This window comes from Polyangium mundeleinium (assembly GCF_028369105.1).
GTDB lineage: Bacteria > Myxococcota_A > Polyangia > Polyangiales > Polyangiaceae > Polyangium > Polyangium mundeleinium.
Genome location: NZ_JAQNDO010000001.1, coordinates 7299278 through 7323065, shown reverse-complemented (window position 1 = coordinate 7323065; position 23788 = coordinate 7299278). Strand labels below are relative to the sequence as shown.

The 23788-nt window shown below is 68.1% G+C and carries 16 protein-coding genes; 11 read left to right on the top strand and 5 right to left on the bottom strand.

Annotated elements, in window-relative coordinates:
- Positions 1–29: 29 nt before the first annotated feature.
- Both POL67_RS29000 and POL67_RS28995 read left to right on the top strand, forming a co-directional pair.
- Positions 30–1028 (top strand): alpha/beta fold hydrolase, encoded by a 999-nt coding sequence (locus POL67_RS29000; protein ID WP_271922869.1) that lies wholly within the window; start codon positions 30–32, stop codon positions 1026–1028.
- 77 nt (positions 1029–1105) lie between these two features.
- Positions 1106–2488, top strand: a complete 1383-nt coding sequence (locus POL67_RS28995; RefSeq protein ID WP_271922867.1) for a hypothetical protein — start codon at positions 1106–1108, stop codon at positions 2486–2488.
- A 31-nt stretch (positions 2489–2519) separates the two neighbouring features.
- Here the strand turns inward: POL67_RS28995 and POL67_RS28990 are convergent, their stop codons facing one another.
- Positions 2520–3221 (bottom strand): TetR/AcrR family transcriptional regulator, encoded by a 702-nt coding sequence (locus POL67_RS28990; RefSeq protein WP_271922865.1) that lies wholly within the window; start codon positions 3219–3221, stop codon positions 2520–2522.
- Between the two features lie 233 nt (positions 3222–3454).
- Between POL67_RS28990 and POL67_RS28985 the strand changes: the two genes are divergently transcribed.
- The 5 genes from POL67_RS28985 to POL67_RS28965 all read left to right on the top strand — a co-directional run bounded on the left by POL67_RS28985 (position 3455) and on the right by POL67_RS28965 (position 9687).
- The gene (locus POL67_RS28985) at positions 3455–5245 is read left to right on the top strand and encodes a PEP-utilizing enzyme (protein ID WP_271922863.1); all 1791 of its coding nucleotides are present in this window, start codon (positions 3455–3457) and stop codon (positions 5243–5245) included.
- The gene (locus tag POL67_RS28980; protein WP_271922861.1) at positions 5242–6048 is read left to right on the top strand and encodes a PEP/pyruvate-binding domain-containing protein; all 807 of its coding nucleotides are present in this window, start codon (positions 5242–5244) and stop codon (positions 6046–6048) included. Before POL67_RS28985 ends, POL67_RS28980 begins: the two co-directional genes overlap by 4 nt.
- Complete coding sequence (locus POL67_RS28975) at positions 6041–7420, top strand: MFS transporter (RefSeq protein ID WP_271922859.1); 1380 nt, start codon at positions 6041–6043, stop codon at positions 7418–7420. The genes POL67_RS28980 and POL67_RS28975 overlap by 8 nt, the downstream gene beginning before the upstream one ends.
- A gap of 180 nt (positions 7421–7600) precedes the next feature.
- The gene (locus POL67_RS28970) at positions 7601–8380 is read left to right on the top strand and encodes a helix-turn-helix transcriptional regulator (RefSeq protein WP_271922857.1); all 780 of its coding nucleotides are present in this window, start codon (positions 7601–7603) and stop codon (positions 8378–8380) included.
- 125 nt (positions 8381–8505) lie between these two features.
- Positions 8506–9687 carry an FAD-dependent monooxygenase gene (locus POL67_RS28965; protein WP_271922855.1) on the top strand — a complete coding sequence of 394 codons (1182 nt, stop codon included), beginning with the start codon at positions 8506–8508 and terminating at the stop codon, positions 9685–9687.
- 2 nt (positions 9688–9689) lie between these two features.
- Here POL67_RS28965 and POL67_RS28960 read toward each other — a convergent pair whose 3' ends face one another.
- The 3 genes from POL67_RS28960 to POL67_RS28950 form a co-directional block, all read right to left on the bottom strand.
- Positions 9690–13298 carry an ABC transporter permease/M1 family aminopeptidase gene (locus tag POL67_RS28960; protein ID WP_271922853.1) on the bottom strand — a complete coding sequence of 1203 codons (3609 nt, stop codon included), beginning with the start codon at positions 13296–13298 and terminating at the stop codon, positions 9690–9692.
- Positions 13299–13310: 12 nt separating this feature from the next.
- Entirely contained in the window at positions 13311–14198 is an 888-nt protein-coding gene (locus tag POL67_RS28955; RefSeq protein ID WP_271922851.1) for an ABC transporter ATP-binding protein, read from the bottom strand.
- Positions 14199–14361: 163 nt separating this feature from the next.
- Positions 14362–15270 carry an adenylate/guanylate cyclase domain-containing protein gene (locus POL67_RS28950; protein WP_271922849.1) on the bottom strand — a complete coding sequence of 303 codons (909 nt, stop codon included), beginning with the start codon at positions 15268–15270 and terminating at the stop codon, positions 14362–14364.
- Between the two features lie 164 nt (positions 15271–15434).
- On the opposite strand from POL67_RS28950, the gene POL67_RS28945 reads away from it, so the two are divergent.
- Entirely contained in the window at positions 15435–18593 is a 3159-nt protein-coding gene (locus POL67_RS28945; RefSeq protein WP_271922847.1) for a metallophosphoesterase, read from the top strand.
- Between the two features lie 421 nt (positions 18594–19014).
- Positions 19015–19722 carry a hypothetical protein gene (locus POL67_RS28940; RefSeq protein ID WP_271922845.1) on the top strand — a complete coding sequence of 236 codons (708 nt, stop codon included), beginning with the start codon at positions 19015–19017 and terminating at the stop codon, positions 19720–19722.
- Between the two features lie 272 nt (positions 19723–19994).
- Here POL67_RS28940 and POL67_RS28935 read toward each other — a convergent pair whose 3' ends face one another.
- Positions 19995–20828, bottom strand: coding sequence for an alpha/beta hydrolase (locus POL67_RS28935; RefSeq protein ID WP_271922843.1), 834 nt, complete (start codon positions 20826–20828; stop codon positions 19995–19997).
- 164 nt (positions 20829–20992) lie between these two features.
- On the opposite strand from POL67_RS28935, the gene POL67_RS28930 reads away from it, so the two are divergent.
- Positions 20993–23011 carry a PAS domain-containing protein gene (locus POL67_RS28930; protein ID WP_271922840.1) on the top strand — a complete coding sequence of 673 codons (2019 nt, stop codon included), beginning with the start codon at positions 20993–20995 and terminating at the stop codon, positions 23009–23011.
- Positions 23008–23652: a response regulator transcription factor gene (locus tag POL67_RS53755; protein WP_271922838.1), complete on the top strand. Its 645-nt coding sequence runs from the start codon at positions 23008–23010 to the stop codon at positions 23650–23652. Before POL67_RS28930 ends, POL67_RS53755 begins: the two co-directional genes overlap by 4 nt.
- The last annotated feature ends 136 nt before the right edge of the window (positions 23653–23788 follow it).

The window sequence follows — 23788 nt, the reverse complement described above, 5'->3', positions numbered from 1 at the left end:
CCCCTCGACACACGTCGGAGGTGCTCTCGATGAAGAATGCAGCGGAGATGCGGCGCCCGCGGGCCGGGGCGCTCACGTTTGGGGTGCTCGTGATGGTCGCAGGTTGCGGGGCGGCGCGGCCTCCGGAGCCGAGCGCGACGGGGCAGGACGCAGGGGCCGAGCACGCCGCCCCCGAGGCGGGGCGCCTGCCGCCGGCCCGACAGATCCACGTGAAGACGCCGGACGGGCTTTCCATCGCCGTGCAGGAATGGGGCCACCCCGAAGGCCCCGAGGTCCTCTTCATTCACGGCCTCTCGCAGAGCCACCTCGCGTGGGCGCCGCAAATTCAGAGCCGCCTCGCGAACGATTTCCGGATCGTCACCTACGATCTGCGCGGCCACGGCGTCTCGGACAAGCCCGTCGAGGCGAAGTATTATGAGGAGGACCGACGCTGGGGGGACGAGCTCCGGGCCGTGATCGAGGGCGCGGGCTTGAAACGCCCCGTCGTCGTCGGATGGTCGCTCGGGGGTGTGGTGATCCTCGATTATTTGCGGGCGCATGGAGACGATGCGCTCGGCGGCGTCGTGTTCGTGGACGCGGTGACGCGCCTCGATCGCGCGTTGCTCGGCGAGATGCCACCGCTCACGTCCGAGGACCTGTCCACGAGGCTCGGGGCCATGCGGCAATTCCTCCGCGATTGCTTCGTCGTCCCGCCGCCGCCCGCGGCGTTCGAGACGATGCTCGCGTACAATGCCATGGTGCCCGCCTCTGTGCAGGTCGCCGTCGGGCACATTCCGCTCGACGGCGCCGACGAGGCGTTGCGGGCGCTTTCGGTCCCCGCGCTCGTGATTCATGGCGCGGAGGACCGGCACGCGAAGGTTGCGATGGCGACACGCACGGCGTCGCTCGTCCGCGGCGCGCGGCTCTCGCTCTATGAAGGCGTGGGGCATGCTCCGTTCTACGAGGCCCGGGAGCGGTTCAACGCCGAGCTTGCAAACTTCTTGCGGGAGGTGAATGGAGCGGCGCCGGGCCCAAAGTCGCGTCCCTAGATTCCCCTTGTCATACGACCTGTGAATCGATATTCCCACTTCTCCACGGGAAACGCTTGCCTGGAGAATGAGAATCGATGAAACACTCGATGGGAATCGGGATGGTGTTTGCCGCCGCGCTGCTCGCCGCGTGCGGCGAAGGAGGGGACGCCGGCACGGGCGGGGGCGGCGCGGCGTCGTCCTCGGCGACGGGGGGCGGGGGCGGCGGCGGCTCGTCCTCGTCCTCGGCGAGCGGCGGCAGCGGCGGCGTGCCCGCGCCCGGCTGGGCCACGGAGCTGCCCGCGGACGGCGGCTGGACCGAGCTCGCGGGCTCCGAGCCCTTCGAGGCGTGGGCCGCCGAAAACCTCGCGCCGAAGACGGGGTACGTCGGCTCGGGGCCCATCGGGGCCGTGCGCGACGCGTACTGCAATCCGGTGTTCGATCACGCGGGCAAGGCGTTTTACCTCTTCGGTGGAGGTCATAGCGACGGCAGCGTCAACGCCGTCTTCAAGCTCGACGCGGCGACGCTGAAGTACAGCATCGTCGTGCCGCCGACGCCGCCCTCCGCGTATCCACCGGCCTACACCGCGCCGAACTCCCCCATCGTGTATCCCTCCGGCGCGACGAACGGGTTTTTCCAGACCGCAGCGACGCTGACGGATGCCGCCGACCTGCCTTACGCGGCGCCCTTCGCCGCGCCCCAGTCGAGCCACACCTATTCCGCGATGAGCTTCGCCAACGGCAAGGTGATCTTGCACTACGGCCCCGTGCGCGACGCCGACGTGGGGAGCGGAACGTGGAGCTACCTCGACAAGGACACGTACGGGCCGCAGCTCGTCAAGTTCAACCCCAACTACGGCGAGGTCGTGCTCCAAGCGGGCACGCGGACGGCCAACGATCCGGCGACCGGCAAGGCGTGGACGACGCTCGTCCCCGGGGATGCCGGATTGAATTGGCGCAACTGCGTGCTGGAGATGGATCCCGCCACGCACACGGTCGAGAACGTGGTGAGCGCCAAGTGGGAGGTGCTCGGCGACTCCTCGATCGTGATCGGCGGGCCGTACGTCTATGTCTTCACCCCGACGAAATCCGGCGGCACCGCGACCACCACGCGTGGCTGGCGCATTGACAAGGCGACGCGCGCGGTCGAGCAGTTGAAGCTCACCGGCGATCTGCCGAGCTGGCCCGAATTCTCCCCGAAGCAGGAGGGCATTCCGGTCTTTTATGACGGGTCGAAGCTGAATTTCTGGAACTACGGCGTCGACGCGGATCGTGATGCGTTCTTCCGCGTCGATCTCGAGCCCAAGAGCGGCGCCGGCACCGAGGAGGACCCCTATGTGCTGTCGTCCACGCGAGAGACGCGCCCGCCCTCGGGGATGCCCTCGCCCGCGCTGACGTACGAGCTGACCTACATCGCGGAATGGGGCGTCGTGTTGTTCCTGCCGAAGGCCAGCGCCAAGCTCTGGGCCATCAAGCTTTGAGCAGGGATTCGTGGGAGATGCCCTGCGAAACCTAGGATGGTTTGCCGAGGAGCTGCGTGCGCATGTCGTCGAGCATCGTGCCGAGTCGCAACGCCGCGGCTTCGACGGCTGCGCGCTCCGGCGGCTCGGGCCTCTCGAATGCGTCGCGCACCGTGACGGCCAGGATGTCCGCCTGCTGTTCCAGCGTGGGCCCTGCGTGCGACGGCAGCTTCGATAGCAGAAAAGAACCCGACAGGATGGCCTCGATGGCATGGGCCTGATCGGGGAGCGGGCGATCCACGCGTATCAGCCCGTGATCCCGAAAGATCTGCAAAATCCGGGTGAGGTGGTCCGCGAGCCCGAGGACGCGGGCCAAGGACGGCGCCGATCGGTCCGGCGCCAGCGCGCCCAGGATATCGGCTTCCTCTCCGAAAATGGCCCTCGCAAGCGGGCGCCCCGTGTGGAGCAGGAACATCGAGCGAAACATCCGGTGCGGCAGCACCATCCTCGGCTCCACTTGAATCTCGTGGATCTGCGCGTCGAGCATGGCGGCGACCTCACGGCGCAAGAGCTCCATGAAGAGCGCCTCCTTTGACTTCCAGTGGAGGTAGATGGTGCCTTTCCCTACACGAGCACGACGTGCGATGTCGTCGATCGTGACCCGCTTGTAGCCCCACCCGAGGAGGAGCTCCTGGGCCACCGCGAGGATCCGCTCGCCGCGCCCTCGGTGTTGCTCGTCGTCCTGCGCCACCATCGCGCGGCACTCTACAGCGACCTTCGACCGAGGACCAACACCGACCGGTACTGGATGACCAACTTTCCAAACTGGTCATGGAGTACTGGACAGCACGTCGAGGATCCCCTAGCCTCGCGATCGTCACGCTTCCGTAACGAGAACGTCACCGAGGACCGAGGGCGCTCCCTCGAACGAGAGCGAGCGGGTCCGGCTCCCCAGGCAATCGCTTCCATCAGGACGAGGTGAAGGCAATGAAGGTCCATCCGATGTTCGCCGACGTCAGGTTCGAACCACCCGGCCCCGGTCCGTGGGAGCTCGAAAAGTCGCATTTCTCGCGCCCTGCGACGCGGTTTGGTGCGGACGCCCTGAAGGAGGGCATGCCGATCGGGTTCGCCAAGGGAATGGAGCGATACGGGCTTCCCATGAAAGGGATCAGCCTCGTCATGGTGAATGGCTTCGCCTACGGCCAGATGCAGCCTCTCGGCGTCCCGGCGGGCGTCGCGAGCCTGGGCAGCGGGCCGCCGCCGAAGCCCTTGTTGTGGCTTCTCTTCCGCGTGCATCCCGAAATTCGCGCGCGGTTCAAGCGATGCGAGCGGGCGTTCGAATCGAAGCTCTGGCGCACGGATCTCGGGCACTGGGACAGGGTCGACAAACCACGCGCCATCGAGAAGCACCTGGCCCTCCAGGCGATCGATCCGGCCTCGCTCGACCTCGGCGCGCTCCGGGAACACCTGAAGCGCACGCGGACGCACATGGCGGAGATGATCACGCTCCACCACCACTACAACTTCACGGTCATGCTGCCGACGGGCGATTACATCGCGCACGTCCGCGAATGGACGGGCGTGAGCTCGGGCGAGGCGCTCGCGCTCTTGCGAGGCACGTCGCCGCTCGCCCGCGGCATCGCCATCGACGAGCTCGAAGCGCTGGCGAAGGCGCTCCGCGCGAGCGAGGAGGGGCGCGGGGTGCTCACCCGGCAGGGCGATGCGCAGGCCGCGCTCGATGCGCTCGTGGCGCTGCCGGGGGAGGTCGGGACGGCGGCGCGTGCGTACCTGGATCTCGTGCGGTGCCGGTCGATCGGGTACGACATCTCGGACAAGACCGCGGGCGAGCTGCCGGACATGCTCGTCCGGGCGATTCGAGCGACGGTCGAGGAGAATCGTGCGGACGATGCGCTCGCCACGCGCGACGCAAAGGAGCGGGAGATCCGCGCGCGCGTGCCGGCTGCGCACCGGGCGCATTTCGACGAGCTGCTCGGCGAGGCGCGGCGCGTGAACCGGCTGCGCGACGAGCGAGGCATTTACGCCGATAGCTGGGGGACCGGGCTCGCGCGCAGGGCCGTGCTCGAGGTGGGGCGCCGGCTCGTCTCCGCCGGGAAGATCGAGGATCCCGAGCACGCTGTGGACCTCACGATCGAGGAAATGGTCGCGCTCCTCGAAGGCCGCTCGGGCCCCTCTGCGGCGGAGCTTTCCAAGCGCGCGCTCTATCGAGCGACGATGACCCTCGAACACGCGCCGCCGTGGCTGAATGCGCCGCCCGGCGAGCCGCCGCCCCTCGACGTCTTCCCGGCCGCGGCGCGCCGCGCGATGAAGGCCATGAACATGCTCATGGAAGACATGACCGCGGACCACGCGAACGCGGGCAAGCCGCCCGAACCCGAAAGCAAGAACGCCGCCGCGCGCGTCCAGGGGCTCACCATCAATGCGGGCGTGTACGAGGGGACGGCGCGCGTCGTCCTCGACCCTGCGGATTTCGGGCGAATCCAGAAAGGCGACGTGCTCGTGACGCGGTCGACGTCGGCCTATTTCAACGTCGTGCTCCCGCTGCTCGGCGCGATCGTGACCGATCGGGGAGGGCAGCTCTCCCACGCGGCGATCGTGGCGCGCGAATATGGCATTCCCGGCATCGTCGGCACGAAGGCGGCGACGGTGACGATCCCCGACGGCGCGCGCGTGCGCGTGGACGGTGAAACCGGCGAAGTGACGATCCTCGCCGCGGCGCCCTCACCCTCGCCCGCGCTCGCGCCGGAGGTGGCGTTGTGATCGCGGCGCTCGACGCGCACCTTCCGGAGGCCGAGTTCGGCGGAAAAGCCGCGCAGCTCGGGCAAGCGCATCGAAGCGGCCTGCCCGTGCCGCCGGCGTTCGCGCTCTCGTCCGAATTCGTGGATCGCGTCGTCGCGGGAGACGACGCGCAGCTCGGCCGGCTCTTGGATGCCTTCGCGACGCTCGCCGGGCCCGTGGCGGTCCGGTCCTCCGGGATCGGCGAGGACGGCGCCGCGGCGAGTTTTGCCGGGCAACATGCCACGGTCTTGAACGTGCGTAATCCTCGCCAACTGCAAGACGCGCTCGCGACCGTACACGGCTCGGCGCGGACGGCGTCGGCGCTCGCTTATCGACGAAAGCTCGGGCTCCCGCCGGAGCCTCGGATGGGCGTCGTCGTGCAGCGGCTCATCCTCGCCGATTGTGCGGGCGTGCTCTTCACCCGCCACCCGACGACGGGCGCCGACGAGCGCGTCATCGAGGCGACGTGGGGCCTCGGCGAGGCGGTCGTCGCGGGGATCGTCACGCCCGACCACTATCGCGTGTCCCGCGGCGGGCGTGTCCTCGAAAAGAGGCCGGGCGAGAAGGACTGCGCGATTGTTTGGAGCGAGGAAGGCGGCACGACCGAGGTCCCCGTGCCGGCGCATCGGGTCGACGTGTTGTGCCTCGACGACGCGCGCCTCGCGGCGCTCGACGCGCTGGCCTCGGCGTGTGAAGCGGCCTTCGGCGGGACGCAGGACCTGGAATGGGCGTTCGCCGCCGATCGCCTGTATCTGCTCCAGAGGAGAGCGATCACCCGTGGCTGAACAAGGGCCCCGTGTGCCCATGCGCCTGCTCGTCGCGATCGCCTTATCGGCCTCGCTCGCGCCGCTCAACTCCACGATGGTCGCTGTCGCGCTGCCCGCGATGTCGCGCGACCTCGGCGCCGAATCGAGCGTGCTCCGGCAAGGGCTCGTGACGAGTTATCTGCTCACGAACATCGTCCTGCAAAGCCCGGGCGGCAAGCTCGGCGACCGGCTCGGGTACCGGCGGGCGCTCGCGATGGGCCAGATCCTCTTCGCGCTCGGCGCCACGCTCGCCTACGTCTGGCCCCTGCTCCCGGGGCTCACGGCGGCGCGTATTCTCATGGCCTCGGGCGGCGCGATTCTCGCGCCCAGCGCGTTTGCCATGCTGCGCACCGAGCTGCCGCCAGAGGTGCGAGGCCGCGCGTTCGGCGCGATGGGCGCCATGATGGGGCTCTCGGCGGGCCTCGGCCCGAAGGTCGGGGCGTTGCTCGTGACGCATTTCGGCTGGACGTCCATCTTCCTCGCGAACGTCCCGGTCCTCCTCGCCTCCGCCGCGCTCGTGCATCTCGGCGCACCTGCGGCCTCGCCCCCGAAAGAGGCTGCGGCGCGACCTCGCTTCGACGTGCTCGGCTCCGTGCTCCTCGGGGCCTCGCTCCTCGGGCTCGTGATCGGCCTCGAAAACAAGGAGCTCCGCTGGGCGGCCGCGCTCGGCGTTTTGGGGCTCGTTCCCTTCGCGTGGTGGGAGCAACGCGCCGCGGATCCCATCATCGATTTCTCGTTGTTCAAGCGCCGGAGCTTCGTCGCGGGCAGCTTGCTCATCGCCATCCAGAACTTCGCCATGTACTCGATGTTGTTCGAGCTGCCGCAGGTGGCGGGGCGGCTCTTCGGCGCGGGGCCGCGCGACGTCGGCAATACGCTGGTGACGATGATGGCCATGATGATCGTCGCGTCTCCCTTCGCGGGGCGCGCGTCCGAGCGCTTCGGGGCGCGCGCGGTGGCGCTCACCGGCTCTGCGCTTGCCCTCGTGGGAATGACGCTGCTCGTGTTCCTCCCCTTCCATGCTGTGACGGACGCGGTGCCTGCGCTCGGCTTGCTCGGCTTGGGCCTCGGCCTGACGTCGGCGCCCTCGCAAGCCTCCTCGATCAGCGACGTGCCCCGGGAAAAAAGCGGAATGGCGGCGGGCCTCACCTCCACCATGCGTTACCTCGGCGGCATTGCCGGCTTGACCGTGCTCGGCTTGGTCCTCACGGAGAGCCCGGTCCCCGAGATCGCCCGGCGCGAGCACGCGACGTCGATCGTGATTTTCTGCGCATCGCTGGTCGTGACCCTCGGCTGCGCGGCGCTCCTCCCGGGCCGCCTCCCGCCGCCCGTGCCCGCCGCCGCGCCGCGCTGAGCCCGCCTCGCACGCAGAATCCCCCCATGCATCCCGGTGTATGCGATGCTCGAGGACATGCGTCGCGCGCCTCCGCACCGTCCTCCTGACGTTCTCACGCTGGACGAATTCGGCGCCGGGGGCTTGCCCTTGCGTGTCGTTCGCCTCTCGGGGCCCAAGCCCACGCCGCTTCCCGGGCCGATGATCTCGACCTTCTTCATGGTGTTCGTGCTGACGGCGGGCAAGGGGCGAGGCCGTCATCTGGAAGAGGTCGATCTCCATGCCGGGGATATCCACATCATCCCCGCGGGCGTGGAGAACCAGCCCCTCGATGTCACCGACCTGGAGGGATGGATCGTGGGCTTTGATCCGACGCTGCTGAGCTCTCCGAAGCGGCTGCCCGGACAACCACGCATGGGGGGAATTGCGAAGGACGCGCCGGTGCGCAGCATCTTTCTCCGGGGATTGCTCCGGCTGCGACCCGGGCCACCTCGGCGGCAACGAATCGAGCGCGTGGTGGCCGAGATGGAGGCCGAGCTGCGAGAGGTCCAGTGGGGCGCGGAAAACGCCGCGCTCGCATGGTTTACGCTTCTGATCACGGAGTTCATGCGCGAATTGCAGGAGCACGCGCCGCTGGCGCCGCCCATGCTCAGCGGGCTCGTGCAACATGCGCTCACCTTCATCGAGGCACACTGCCTGGAGCCCCTCTCGCTGCAGGACGTCGCGGCGGCGGTCGGGCGCACGCCTTCACACCTGGCCAACATCATCCGCCGGGAGACCGGGCTGACCGTGGGGGACTGGCTGCGCGAGCATCGCATGGCCGAGGCCCGGCGGAGGCTCCTGGAAACGGACGCGAGCATCGAGCGCATTGCAGACCAGGTGGGTTACGCCGACGTCACCCATTTCATCCGCACCTTCCGGCGCGCCCAGGGAATGACCCCCCGCGCCTTTCGCGAGCGGCGCCGCCGCCCCGGGGCCTGAAGGGCCTTTCCCTTCGACCCCAATCCAGGCCGATTCCCGCCCCAACCCGCGCTCTGCCGGCGGGCGCCGTCGATCGCTATCGTCAGCGCATCATGACGACATCAGCGACACCTGGGCGCCGCGTTTTGATCGTTGGACTTGGCATCGCTGGCATCGCCACAGCCCTCCGGCTGCACAGGGCCGGCTGGGAGCCCGTGATCCTCGAGCGGGCACCCGAACGCCGCAAAGGCGGCTATTTCATTGGCCTCTTCGGCACGGGCCAGGCGTCCGCCAAGCGGCTCGGCGTGCTCGAGGCCATGGGCAACCGCAGGCACCCGCAAACATTGACGTACGAGGTGGACCGGTCCAATCGTCGTCGCAAGGGCATGAACTTCGCCGACGTGCCCGGCGAGCCGCGCATGCTGCTGCGCGGCGACGTCGAGAATGGGTTGTTCTCCGCGCTGCCGGAGGGGGTGGAGATCCGCTTCTCGACGGTCCCCACCAGAATCGAGCAGGTCGATCGCGGCGTCGACGTCACGACGACCCACACGAAGACCGGCGCGACCGTGACCGAGCGCTTCGACCTCGTGGTGGGCGCCGACGGAATGCGCTCGACCGTGCGAAAGCTCGTCTTCGGCCCGCCCGAAGACTTCCTTTACCCGCTGAAGTACATGATCGGTGCGGCCATCCTGAGCAAACCCGTCAGCGGCTACAATCTGCACGACGGGCTGGTCATGGCCGAGGCCGGGCGATCGGTATGGGTCTTCCCCTTCGCGGACCACAACCCCGGCGTGCTGTTCTCCTACCGCGTGGACGACGTCGATGCGCAGTTCCGAAGGCCCCGCATCGAGTCGATTCGCAAGGCGTACGGTCCGGAGCCGGCAGGGCCCTTGCTGAACGAGCTCTTCGACGACTTCGCGGCCGCGGACGAGTATCTGTTCGACGCGGTCAACCAGGTTCGCATGAATCGCTGGCACAAGGGCCGGGTCGTGCTGGTCGGCGACGCGGCGTGGTGCTTGACGCTGTATTCAGGGATGGGCGCTTCGACCGGCCTGGCCGGAAGTGAGCTCCTGGGCAACATGCTGGAGACATACCCCGACGACGTGGGACGCGCGCTCGTCGCCTGGGAGGAGAAGCTCCGCCCGTTCATCACGAGCCTGCAGGCCCACGGGCTGAAAATGAGGGCGTTCTTCACCCCGTCCGGGGAAGCGCAACGGATCCTGCGCGCGGCGTTCCTCCGCCTCGCCGGCTCGCCCGTCACGCGCCCGATCTTCCAGAGACTGACCATCAATGATCAGCTGACGATGCGCGACATCGTCGTGCAGTAAGTCTAGAGATCCACCCGCTTGCGATTGTCCGAGGACACGCGGTCGATCAGCTTGTTGTTCGGATCGAAGCCGGCTTCATGGGGCTCCGCGTCGACCACGACGGTCACCTGCTCGTGCTGCTTGGTCACGTGGTGCCGTTCCAGGTACAGCACCTCCTCGTCCGCCTCCTTGCCTGACTTGCCGCGCGCGAAGACGCCGACCTCGATCCAATCATCGAGCTCGCCCGGCGTCTCCTTGCCCTTGCCGTCCGCATAACGCTTGTCCGCGAACAGATCGAGGGTCACCTCGTACTTGCCGTCGCTGCGCTTGGTGGCGGTCGCCGCCTCGACCCGGTTGTCGTAGAAGCATATCTTCTCGAACAGGTCGGTGATCAGCGCCTCGTGCGCCGGACCGGCCTCGGCGCGGATGTACGCCAGAAGCTCGGCCGACGTCGTGTACGGCGGCTGCTGGTACCCTTTGTCCTGCAGGAACTTCTTCAGCGCGCGATTGAGTGTGGCCTCGCCGATCTCCTCGCGCAGGCGGTAGAACACCAGCGATCCTTTCTGGTAGTGGATGTACTGCTGGTTCTCCACCCGGTAGAGCGGCAGCTCCTCGACCCGCTCGCCGCCGCGGCCGGCGAGGTACTTGTCGAGCTCCTCCTTGAGGAAACGCCGCATCTTGGGGCGGCCGTATTCCTGCTCCATCACCATCAACGCCGAGTACTGGGAGAGCGACTCCGACAGCACGGTCGCCCCCTGCACGTTGGCGCCGATCACCTGGTGCGCCCACCACTGGTGCGCGATCTCGTGCGCGGTCACGTAATACACGTAATCGACGGCGCTCTCGTCGCGCAGGTCGGCGATGAAGCCGATCGACTCCGAATAGGGGATGGTGTTGGCGAAGCTCTGGGCGAAGCTCGCGTACCCCGGAAACTCGATGATCCGCACCTGGCGGTGCTGGTACGGCGTGAAGTTCGCCTCGTAATACGAAAGCGACTTCTGCACCGCTTCGATCATGCGATCGACGTTGTACGGATGTTTGGGGTCGTAATAGATCTCGATCGGGATCTGCGCGGGCGTGCCTTCCTTGTAAAACCCCTTCTTCACCTGCCAGCGCGCCGACAGGAAGGCGTAGAAGTTCAGCATCGGCCGGTCCATGGCGTAGCTGAAGCAGCGACGGCCATCACGCTGGAACTCCTCCTTCAGGTAGCCCGGCGCGAGCGCGGTCTGATCCGGCGCGGTGCAGATGGTGGTCTTGAAGTCGAGCCAATCGGCATCGTCGTCGACATAGGTGCTCGCGCGCGCCGCCTCGTCTTCCAGCTTCGGCATGCGGGTGGGCTCCCCGAGCCCGCGCTTGCGGCGGTCGTTCCGATCGTCGAGCTGCACGCGCTCGTCGTAGCCGAGCTGCGGGAACATGCGGTTGTTGAAGAAGCTCCCGTTCTCGACGATCTGCGTCTGTTGCAGCTCGTTCGTGATGCCATTCGCGTGGTAGTCGAGGCGGAAGCGCACCTCGCGCTCCTCGCCCGGCTGCATCGGGCGCGCGAGACGATAGATGCGGTAGCCCAGCGGGGCATCGTGTTTCACGAGCTCGGCGCCGCCGAAGTCGATCGAGACGAGCGCCTTGTCGTTGGTGAGGTTGATGTGCACCTCCTCGATCGTCGAGGCGTGGGGGTTGTGCACGCGGTAAACCCCGTCGATGCGCAGGACCTGCGTCTCCGGACGCAGGTCGATCTCCGTGGACGAAGCCCGGATCTTCGGCTGCGGCAGATTCTTGTAGCGGCCGTATTCGTTCTCGTAACGCGCCGCCAGGTCGAGGTTCTGCTCCGGCGAGCGGTAGTCGTTGCGGATGTTCGTGTTCCAGAACAAGAAGCCGCCCACGGACGCGAACGAAAGCAGGCCGAGCCCGAAGGCCACGCCCAGCCGACCGCGCAGCCGCTGCCGCGCCACCACGAAGCGCTCGCGCCGGCTGTTGACGCTGCCGCGCACCCAGAATGCCACCGACAAGAGCAGCAGCGAAACCAGGAGCAGGCCCCAGTACCCCTGGAACCAAAGCTGCGCCGACAAGAAGTGGCCATAGCCGTTCATGTCCGAATACGGCGCGATCGGCCAGCTCCCGAAGTTGTAGAGATGATGGGTGAAGTCCATCAGCCCGAGCGCGGTCTGCAGGGCGAGCACCAGGATCAGCAGCGCATAGCCGACGAACTTGTTGTTGCTGAACACCTGCAGGGTCAATGCCAGGCCGCCCATCAGCACATACACGCTGGAGTCCAGCGTCAGCGTCTTCAGGTACAAGAGCGGTTCGAGCCGGGTATACCCCTTGGCGAGCTGGATGAGCATCGCCGTGATCGCGCCGATCCCCTGGAACGTGGCGATCACCGCCAAGAGCGCCCCGAACTTCGCGAGGAGCGGCACCCAGTTCGGCACCGGCATCGCGTCGGTGACCTCGTGCATCTTCGCGCCGCGCTCCTTCCACACGAGCTCGCCGGCGTAGAACAGCACGATGATCACCAGCAGGAAGCTGTAGCTGCCCTGCAGGGCGGACAGCATCTGCGAGGTCACCGGATAGATGCGCGTGTCATACAAGGTTTGGCGCAAGAGCGCGGTCGGGATGAAGTTGGCGATGCCGAACGAGAGCATCACCAGGAAGGGCACGCCGCGGAACACGCCCACGGTGTCGAAGCGCAGTTGACGCAGGAACTGCCGCCACACCGTGTGGGTCGTGAAGAGGGGCTCGGGCCTTTGCACCGCCGTCCCGGCCGCTTTTCGGGCCGCGTGCGCCGCCGGGGCGAGCGCCTCCGCCTTCGCCGTCCGGCCCCAGCGCCGGCGGCCGGTGCCGCTGCGTTCGGTCTTGAACAGCGCGAAGGTCGCCGCGAACAGCGCCGTGGCAATGGAGGTCCAGAGCACGCGGTTGCCGAGGAGGTACCCGCTGATCGCCGGCAGGCCGGTGTTGCGCTCCTCGGCCGACCAGTAGCGGATGGTGCGCTCGAGGGCACGCAGGCCGAGCGGATCCATCAGCGTCGCGATCCAGACATTGTCGATGTCGCGCAGCAGCGCCGCGCTCACGCCGTACAGGACGAAGAACGCGATCACGCCGATGTAGACCCACAGAATGCTGCGTGTCACGACCGCCATCAGCGAAAGCAGCGCGCCTGTGAAGAGCACGTTCGGGATCACGAACACCACGAACGACCACAGGTAGGGCTCGAGCGAGACCGGCCCGAGGCGCGCCGGATCGATCCACGGCATGAACTGGGCGACGAACAGGCCCAGGCCAATCACGAGGTACACGAACAGGCTCGCCGTGAGCGCCGCGCCGAGCCGGCCGAGCAGATAATCACGTTTGCGGATCGGGCTCGCGAAAAACAGCTCCGCGGTGCCCTGCTCGAAGTCGCGCAAAAGAGCGCTGGAGATGAAGATCGTGATGACCAGCATCCCGAACAGCGTGAAGAGCGTGAGCCACCTGGCGAGGACCGTCGGCGCATTCCGGAAAACGTTGCCGATGCTCCCGCCCATCTGAACCGCCTCGCTGGCAGCCGCCCCGAAGGCCAGCAATCCGAACAAGGAGGCGATCAGCCAGAGCAGTGGAGAGCGAAGCTGCTCGCGCAGCTCGAATCGAAAGAGTTCACGAATCATGGCGGCGCTACGTCAGGCGGCCTGCACGCGCAGGAGCTGGAAGTACACGTCTTCGAGGTTCGGCGCGACCTGCTCGAAGCCGTCGCCCGGGTCCTCGCTGCTGAACACGTGGATCACCGGACGGCCGGCGACGAGCCGCGTCGACAGCACGGTATGGCGCGCCTCGTATTCGGAGAGCGCAGCTTTCGTGACCTGCTTGCGCCAGACCTGGTTTTCGAGCGCGGCGATTGCATCGCTGGGCTTTCCGGTCCGCAGCACCTGGCCTTTGTTCATGATGGCCATGGTCGGGCACAGGTCGGTGACGTCCTCGACGATGTGCGTGGACAGGATCACGGCGACGTTTTCGCCGATCTCGGCGAGCAGGTTGAGGAAACGATTGCGCTCCTCGGGATCGAGGCCGGCTGTCGGCTCATCGACGATCACGAGGCGCGGATTGCCCAGGAGCGCCTGCGCGACGCCGAAGCGCTGCCGCATGCCGCCCGAATACGTGCCGAGCTTGCGCTTGCGCACGTCCCACAGGTTCACTTGCTGCAGCAGGCCCTCCACGACCTCGCGGCGTTGCTTGCGCTCGGTCAGCCCCTTGAGCACGGCGAAATGCTCCAGCAGGTCCTCCGCGCTCACCTTGGGATACACCCCGAAATCCTGCGGCAAGTAGCCGAGCTGGCGCCGCACGGCGTCCTTGTCGCGCAGCACGTCGATGGTCTTGCCGTCGACACCTTCCAGGGTGGCCGTGCCGCTGTCGGCCTCCTGCAAGGTCGCGAGCGTGCGCATCAGCGACGATTTGCCGGCGCCGTTCGGGCCGAGCAGACCGAACATGCCGCGCGGGATGTCGAGGGTGACGTCGTTCAGCGCGTGAACGCCGTTTTCGTAGGTCTTGCTGAGGTTGCGGATGGCGAGCATGGGTCCCTGCACGAGAAAGCCCATGGACAGCGCGCCGTCCTGGGGCGATTGAACCGGGATTTACGCATGTTCGCGTACCACGCTCCTCGCGCGGCGGTCAACGGTGCTCCGGGCGCCGAGCAAAGGGGCGTCGAGCACGGAGAGGGCGGGTGATTCCGTCTTCTCAGCGGAGGGCGGTGATCTCGTGGAGCTCGTGTTCCGCCGGGCCGCGTTTGGCCGCGATGCGCGCCGTCCGTCCCACCGAGACCTTGTCTGCCACGGCGCGGTAGACGGGCTCCGAGACGAGGAGCCGGCTGCCGACCTCCACGTTCGCGGCCTCGACGCGGCAGGCGAAGTCGACGGCGCCGCCCATTGCGGCGACGAGCTTCGTGTCACTCGCGCCCGCGGGCCCCACCACGACCTCGTCGAGATGAATGCCAATGCCGATGTCGAAGGCCCGGCCATGGCTCGTCACGAGGTAAGGTTCGAGCTGCTTCACCGCCTCGAACATGCCGAGGGCGGCCCGCACCGCGCGCAAGGGCGCCTCCGGCTGCCCGTCCGCGCCGAAGAGCGCGGTCAGGCCATCGCCCATGTAATTGTTGATGAAGCCTCCCTCGGCCGCGACGACGCGCCCCATGGACTCAAAATAACGATTCAGCACGTAGATCACGTCGTAGGGCTGGAGCGTTTCGGAGAACGACGTGAAGCCGCGGATGTCGGCGACGAGGATCGCGACGGGGAGCCTGGCGCCGAGCGCGGCGGCTTTTCCCGCGCGTAGACGGCTGATGATCTGCACGTCTTCCTGATCGAGCGCGAGCCTGCGGACGCGGACGGGGCCGCGCACGGTCGTCTGGCAAGCCATGCGGACGCTCGGCGGCAGGCCGAACCATTCGGCGAGCGGCTGCTCGCGCTCATTCCGAGGGTCGACGTTGTCGAGGCCTTCGAGCACGACTACGCGGCACGTCGAGCAGCGCGAATTGCCGCCGCAGGCGCGAATGTGCGGGACGCCGGCGGAGAGCGCGGCGGCGAGGAGCGTCTGTCCTTCCGGGGCGTCGATGGAGATCCCATCGGGCGCGTAGTGGATCGTGGGCATTGCCGGCTGACTCTACACCGCTGGCCGCGGTTTGACGCGAGGATTTGCGTGGAGCAGGGGTCCGGCGGGGGAGGGGAGGTCCTGACGCGATGTGGACGGCGTCGCGGCCCTCGACAGCCGTCGCGCCCTGCGTTCTCATGGGTTCGTCGCGAGGGTGACGGCCGATGAAGGAACACAAGCTCCGGATCCTGCATCTGTCCGACCTTCACGCGCGCGGAAGCCGCGAGAAGGATGCTTGGCGCAGGCGGCGTGTGCTCGGGGAGGCGTGGGCGAAGAACCTCGACGAGCTTGTCGCGGACGGTGTTGCGGTGGACCTCGTTTGCTTCACGGGCGACGTCGCGGATTGGGGCAAGGCCGAGGAGTACGAGCAGGCGGGTGAGTTATTCGAGGCGATGCTCGAGAGGCTCCACGTCCCCAAGGAGCGGTTTTTCGTGGTGCCGGGGAACCACGACGTGAATCGGAAGGTGAACGCGCAGGGGTGGAAGAAACTCCGCCCGTTGCTGCTGGATGTCCCTCCCATCGAGCGCTCGCGGTGGTTGCTCGGCCAGTACACGCCCCGCGGGCTCAAGGATGCGCAGCGGGAGAAGGTCCTCGAACGCACGGCGGCGTATCGGACGTGGCTTGCGTCGTTCGGCCGGAGCGCGCTCTTGCCGGGGTCTTCGCCGCATGGCCGCCTCGGCTACCGAGGGACGGTTCGGGTCCGTGACCTGCCCTTCGACGTCCACGTGATCGGGCTCGACTCGGCGTGGCTCTGCGGCGACGACGCCGACAGCAGCAGGCTCCTGCTCACGGAGGACCAGGTCGCGCGGCTCGGGACGACAGAAACAGGCTCGTCGCTGCCCGGCTTTCGCCTCGCGCTCGTGCATCATCCGCTTTCGGATCTGCGGGATGGGGACGCGTGCCGCTCGCTGCTCGCCGAGCACGTGGATCTCCTGCTGCGCGGTCATCTGCACCGCGAGGAGCTCGCGGCGTGGATCGGTCCGGGCGAGGCTTTGCGGCAGGTTGCGGCGGGATGCCTGTACGAAGGGGAGCTCGGCAATACGTGGCAGAATGCTTGCCACCTCTTCGACATCACGCTCGACGACGAAGGGCGGCCGCGGGGGTACGACGTGCGCCTGCGAGGGTTTTCCGATGCGCAGAGCGGGTTCTGGTTCGACAACGGGGGCCTGTATCGCGAGGCTCCCAGCGGCCGGCTGAGGTGGCGGGTTTCTGGCGCGTCTCGGTCGTCCTCGGTGCCTCCGCCTCCTCCGCGGATCTTCGTTGGTCGCGACGATGAATTGAGGAAGCTCGCGGAGACGCTTCTGCCCGCATCGGGGGAGCCCAAGGTCGCAGCCGTCTGCGCCGTGCAAGGGATGCCCGGCGTGGGCAAGTCGTACCTGGCGGACAAGTTCGCGAGTGATTACGCGGCAGACTTTCCGGGCGGCACGTACAGGCTCGCGCTCGCGCCGGACGAGCAAAAGACGGGGAGGGATCTCGCGGGTTCGTGGATCCGCGACCTTGCCGAGCGTCTGCGTCTCATGGGCGCACCGAACGACCTCGCAGTGCGCGTGCGTCAAGCGCTGCGCGCCTCGCGGGCGCTCGTGCATCTGGAGAACGTCGATGGGCAAGATGCAGCGAACGCGGCCGTGTTCTTCGCGCGCGAGCTGCGCGGATGCGCCTTGATCGTGACTGGGCGGTATCAAGGGCTCGGCGTCACGCCCGGCTGGGTGGCGATTCCCATCGATACGTTCGACGAGAAGACGGCGATCACGCTGCTCGAAGCGGAACTCGGGCTGGCGCGGACGCAGGCCGAACGTGAAGCACGTCGGCGCCTGGTCCGGGAACTCGGGGGGTTGCCGCTCGCCTTGCATCTCGCGGCCGGGTACTTGCGCGTCGGCGGGTACGACGCGGATACGTTCCTTGCAGAGCTGCGGCGGCGTGGGCTCGATATGAACCCGGGTGATCCGGGGTATGCGTTTTTCCAAGGGGATTCACGCCGGGCGAACTTGCATCACACGTTCGGGATCTCGATGGACTTGCTCGGCCGGCAGCTTGGCGCGGGGGCGGAGCCGCTCCTCGCAGGGCTGCGCGCGCTCGGGTATGCGCCGTCGGTGGGGGTGGGGCGGAGCCTGGGGGCGGCGATGGCCGGGCTCGAAGCGGTGGATTTCAGCCGGCTCGTGGATGCGGCCGTGAGGCTTTCGCTTCTCGTTCGGGCGCCCGCGGAGGAGCGCGCGGATGGTGCGTGGAGGATGCATGCGCTCCTGGCGGAGTGGATGCGGCGCCGGGTGGATGAGGAGGTGGTGACGGCGCGGATGACGGAGTGGTTCTTGGAGCGGTTGCCCGAAGAGAAGCAGGGCGAGGCGTGGGTGGAGGTCGGGCGGGAGATGGGGGCGCTTGCGGTTTGGTTGCCGCGGGTGCACGGGGAGGAGTTTGGTCGCGTCGTCGGGCGGGCGATGTCGTTTGCGATCCAGAACGGCCCGTTCCACGTGTGGATGGAGTTCTGCGAGCGGGGGCTGCAGCAGCAGGATGCTCGGGAGCGCTCCAACCTACTCTGGACGCTAGCGAACGTAGCGCGAAGCGCTGGGGATCTGGATCGGGCTTTGACGACTGCGCAGCAGAAGGAGGCGCACGACAAAGCTCACGGTGCGGATAGGGAGGCCGCCCTCGCCGCAGGCTGCCGCGCCGACATCCTGGAGGCGCGGGGGGAGCTCGACGAGGCCCTGCGCATCCGCCGACAAGAAGTGCTCCCCGTCTTCGAGCGGCTCGACGATGTGCGCGAGCGCGCGGTTACCCTCGGCCGAATCGCCGACGTCCTAGAGGTGCGGGGGGAGCTCGACGAGGCCCTGCGCATTCGCCAACAAGAACAGCTCCCCGTCTTCGAGCGGCTCGACGATGCAAGCTCGTGCGCGGTCACGCTCGGTCAAATCGCCGACATCCTCAAGGCACGGGGGGAGTTCGACGAGGCCTTGCGCATCCGCCAACAAGAAGTGCTCCCCGTCTTTGAGCGGCTCGGCGAGGTGCGCGAGCGTGCGGTCGCCCTCGGCAGAATCGCCGCCATCCTGCAGGCGCGGGGGGAGCTCGACGAGGCCCTGCGCATCCGCCAACAAGAAGAACTTCCTGTCTACGAGCGGCTCGGCGAGGTGCGCGAACGGCTCGTCTGCCGCGCGAACATCGCCCACAACCTCCTCGCCCGCAACGCTCCCGGCGACCGCGACGAAGCCGCCCGGCTCCTCCGGCTCGCGCATGCGGACGCCGAGAGGCTCCGGCTGCCGGAAGCGCAGCAAATCCGCAGGATCCAGCAGCGACACCGCCTCCCCACAGAGGACCCGCCCCCCTCCCCATAGTCGCCTTCGCGTCTCCAAACGCCCCAACCCCCGCACGTCACCGTGACGCGCGCCCGTTCGAGCCTTCGAACACCCACGCGTCACCGTCTCCCCTGCGTCTCCAAACGCCCGATCCCCCACACGTCACGGTGACGCGTGCCCGTTCGAGCCTTCGAACACCCACGCGTCACCATCTCCTCCGCGTCTCCAAACGCCCCAACCCCCACACGTCACGGTGACGCGCGCCCGTTCGACCGTTCGAACACCCTCGCGTCACGTTCTCCCGCCCCGGTCCCACCATTCCGAGACCCTCGAGCGCCCAAAACCTGCTCCCCCTGAATGGCCGTTTCCCACAAACGTTCAACGACAACCCCGACGTCGCATCGCTCGCGTCGAGGTTGATCACTCACCACCACCGGGCCATCGGCCCAGGGAGCCCCTCATGCGCAAGTATCGTGGCAATGCCTCGTCCGACGTCCGTGTCGAGTATGGCGTCGAGCTCGAAACCGGCCTCGCTCAATTCCCGGAGACCACCGCCACCGCCCTCGACATCCGGACCATCAACGACGCGCTCGACGATCAGCACGAGAAGCGCCGTGCCCTTCGCATCTCGATCGTCAAGACACGTGCTACCGCGCGCTTCGCCGAATACAGCGCGGAACGCGTCATCCGCTCCGCCCTCCGCGCCGCCGAAATCGAAGACGGCGGGCGCCGCGGGAGGATCCGCGCCGCCGTGTTCCCGAAGGGCTCGACCCCGATCGTCACGCCCAAGGGCAGGGCGCAGGTCAAGCCGATGCAAGACCTGCTCGACCGGATCGAGCACGCCAAGGTCGCCGGCATCGAGGGATATCGCAATACATGGCTGCCCAAGCTCGGCGCCGCGCTCGCGGGCCTGGAGGCCGCCCTTGCCGCGCACGAGGAGGCCCTCGCCGCGTACGGCGACGCCTTCAAGACGGAGCTTGCGCTGCGCGACGCCCACCACGACGCGGTGGACCGCGCGATGGGCATGGTGCGAGCGGCCTTCCCGCGGGATCGCGAGCGGCAGGATGTGATCTTCCCGGTGCTGGAGACTGCGGCCAAGAAGGGCGGGGATGTGCCCGGCGAGGATGCGGACGAAGCCGTGATGTCTGCCCCTTCGGCACAGGGCTGAGAGGACTTCACCCCAAGCCGCCGCGCCGGGGCGCCGCCCCGGACGCCGGTGGCAAGACCGTGGAGGTCGTCGCACGCAGCGACACGTTGCCGGTTGAACCGTCAGCGCTACTGCCTTGGTTGGCAGGGTCGTCGCCGGTCTTGCCTCGGCCTGTTCGATGAACTGCGCATCGCGCAGTTCATCGACCCCGGGTCCAGCCCCTGGCTGGTCCGGGTGCAGGGGCGGACAGCCCCTGCTGGGGCCTGGGGCAACGCCCCAGCGAGGCGCCTCCCTCAGCTGCGCGCCGGAATCCGCGCCGTGATCCACTCCACGATATCGCCGAACACGCCTTCCTTGCCGACATCGTTCAAGAGGTCGTGGAAGTGCCCTTCATACAGCTTGAGCGTCTTGTCTGTCGACCCGGCCTTCTCGTGGAAGAGCTGGCTGCCGTGCGGCAACGTCACCTTGTCCAGCGTGCCGTGCAGGATCAGCAGCGGCCGCGTGATCTGCGGGAATTCTCGCTTCAGCCGCTCGTCTGCGCGCACCATTTCGGCCACGGTCTGCGTCGGGTAGCCCTCGCGCGGAATGAGGGGGTCCGTCTTCATCTGCTCGACGAAGGCCGCGTCGCGTGAGAAGTCGTCGTCGTTCAGCTTGAGCACGTGCGCGTGCGGCACGATGTGGCTGAGGCCCTTCAGGATCGCCAGCGCGAAGTCCGGCGCGGGCACCTCGTGCGCGAAGCTCTCGCAGATGAAGCCCGCGATCTCCTCGCCGTGTTCGAGCGTGTAGATGGACGAGATCACGCCGCCCGCGCTGTGCCCGAGCAGGAACACGGAAAGCCCGGGCTCCCGCGCCTTCGCCAGGGTCACGAACGTGTGCAGGTCGTCCACGTAGTCGCTGAACTTCTCGGTGTAGAGCCGCTCGCCCTCCGAGCGCCCATGCCCGCGGTGGTCGAGCGCGTACACGGCGAACCCTTGTGCGACGAGCTGCTCCGCCGTCCACAGGTACAGGCCGCTGTGGGCCTTGAAGCCGTGGACCAGCAACACCACGGCGCGCGGCGTCGTCTCCGGACGCCACGAGCGCATGAAAATCTTCAGCCCACCTTTGCCCTCGAACGTCTCTTCCTTCATCTCGACCAACCCTTTCGTGGCCCCGCGCACGCGGAGGCGCCGTCGGCGCGTGTATGGCCGGGATCTTCGGCGGACGGAACCCGACCAAAGGTGGGTGTTGGGGCGTCCGTTCCACCAACTCCCGTACAGCTTGGCAGGAAAACGAGGTAGGGTGCGAGGCGGAGATGAGCCTTGTTCCGCGTGCCTCAGACGTCCGCCCGCAGGCTGAAGGCGAGCTGCGCGGCATCCTCGACATGCTGCCCGGCCTCGTCTGGAGCGCCAGCGCCGACGGCTCGATTGAGCTCCTGAGCCGAAGGTGGCGCGACTACACCGGCAAGGACGAGGCGGAGCTCCTCGGCTGGGCCTGGCCGGCGACGGACCTGATCCACCCCGACGACCTCGCGACGGTCGTCGAGACCTGGGCCGCGCTGCGCGCCGCTGGCAAGGAGGGGCGCATGGAGGCGCGTCTGCGGCGCGCCGACGGGGCCTATCGGTGGTTCCAGATCCAGGCCGGGCCCGTGCGCGACGACCACGGCGAGGTCGTGCGGTGGTGGGGCCTGAACAGCGACATCGACGACGAGAAGCAGGCCCAGGTGCGGGCGGTCGACGAACAGCGCCTCCTCGAGATGATCGCCCGCGGCGAGGCGATCTCCGCCATCCTCGAAGGCGTCGTCCGCCTCGTGGAGAGCGCTTCGAGCGGCCAGCGCGCCTCGATCCTCTTGCTCGACGAGAACACGCAGACGTTGCGGCATGTCGCCGCGTTGACGCTGCCGCGGAGCTACACCGAGGTCATCGACGGCTCTGCGATCGGGCCCGAGGCGTTTTCGTGTGGCACGGCGGCGTTTCGGCGGGAGCTCGTGGTCATCGCCGACATCGAGGCGGATCCGCTCGGCGCCATGTTTCGCGCGAGCGCGCTCGCCCATGGGCTCCGCGCTTGCTGGTCGATGCCCATGCTCTCGTCCGACGGCAGGGTGCTCGGCGCGTTCGGCATCTACGCCACGGAGCCACGAACGCCGGCGAAGGCCGACCTCGAGCTGCTCGAACGATGCTCCCACATCACGAGCATCGCCATCGAGCGCAGCCAATCGGAAGAGGCGCTGCGGCGCAGCGAGGCCTACCGCGCCGAGGCCGAGCGCCTCAGCGGCACCGGCAGCTTCGGCTGCGACCTCCTGCGCCGCGATTTCAGCATGTCCGACGGCATCGGCGAGATCCTCGGGGTGCCGATCCGTCCCCGGCCCACGATCGAGCAAATCCTGAGCCGCATCCACGAAGGCGACCGCGAGTGGGTCGCGGACCTCGTGCGGCAGGCGCTCTCCGACGGCAAGACCTTCGACTACGAGCACCGCTTCGTGATGGAAGACGGATCGGTGAAGCTCGTCCGCGTCGTCGGCCGATTCCGCGTCAACGCCGCGGGTCACCCCGAGATCGTCGGCGCCGCGACGGACATCACCGCGACGCGGCGCGCCGCCGACGAGCTGCAACGCGCGCAGGCGGCCCTCACGCACGTCGCGCGCGTCACGACCCTCGGCGAGCTCGTGGCGTCCATCGCCCACGAGGTCAACCAGCCGCTCGCGGCGATCGTCGCCGACGCGAACGCCGCGCTGAACTGGCTCGCCGCCGATCCGCCCGACCTCGGCCGGGTGCGCGAGTCGCTCACCGCGATCCTCGGCGACGGCGAGCGCGCCGGCCAGGTGCTCTACAGGATCCGCTCGCTCCTCTCCCGAGCGCCGCCGCGCCATCAGCCGTGTTGCCTCAACGGCGTCGTCCGCGACGTCGTCCCGCTCGTCTCGCCCGAGCTCACGCGGCAGGGCATCGCCGTGCAGCAGGCGTTGCTCCCCGATCTGCCGCCGGTGCTGGGGGATCCGGTGCAACTGCAGCAGGTGGTCCTGAACCTGATGCTCAACGCCGCCGAGGCCTCGAAGGACGTGCCGCCGGAGCGGCGCCGTGTCCGGATCAGCACCTTTGTCACGCGGCGATCGAGCGGGGCCTTCGTGCACCTCGCGGTCGAGGACGCCGGCGTCGGGCTCGACGCCATCGACAGCGCGCGCCTGTTCGACGCGTTTTACACGACCAAGGAGAACGGGCTCGGCATGGGCCTGCCCATCAGCCGCTCCATCCTCGAGCGGCACGGCGGCAAGCTGTGGGCCCGACCGAACGAGGCGTTCGGCGCGACCTTCGAGCTTTCGATCGAGGTGCCCGCGTGAGCCCGACGGCGCCCGTGGTCTTCATCGTCGACGACGACGAGTCCGTGCGCGACGGGCTCGGGCGCCTGCTCGGATCGATCGGGCTCGCGGTCGAGGCCTTTCCGACGGCGCGGGCGTTCCTCGACGCCCAGCGGGACGACATCCCCGGTTGCCTCGTGCTCGACGTCCGGCTGCCCGATCTGAATGGGCTGGAGCTCCAGCAGCGGCTGCTCGAAGCCGACGTCCCGCGGCCCATCGTGTTCCTCACGGGGCACGGCGACATCCCCATGTCCGTTCGCGCCATGAAGGCCGGCGCGATCGAGTTCCTGACCAAACCGTTCCGCGCCGAGGAGCTGGTCCGCGCCATTCGCGAGGCGCTCGCGCAGGATCAGGTCGCGCGCGAAGAGGCCGAGCGGTTCGCGGAGCTGCGGCGCCGGTACGAGAGCCTCTCGGCGCGCGAGCGCGAGGTGATGGCGGGGGTCGTCGCGGGACGATTGAACAAGCAGATCGCCGCGGAGTTCGGGACACGCGAGGCGACGGTGAAGGAGCAGCGGGCGCAGGTCATGCAGAAGATGCAGGCCTCTTCGGTCGCCGAGCTCGTGCGATTCGCCGAAAAGCTCGCGGAGGATCCGCGAAGGTCGACGACGCCGCGGCGCCTGTAGCCTTTTCCCGACACCCGACCTTGGTCGGGTTCACGGGTCTGGTCTGGCTGCGATACACGAGCGGCGCTGTCCGACACGGAGCGAGCGCACGCGGCATGGCCATGCGCTCCGTCGAGGATGGGACCCATGGACGACG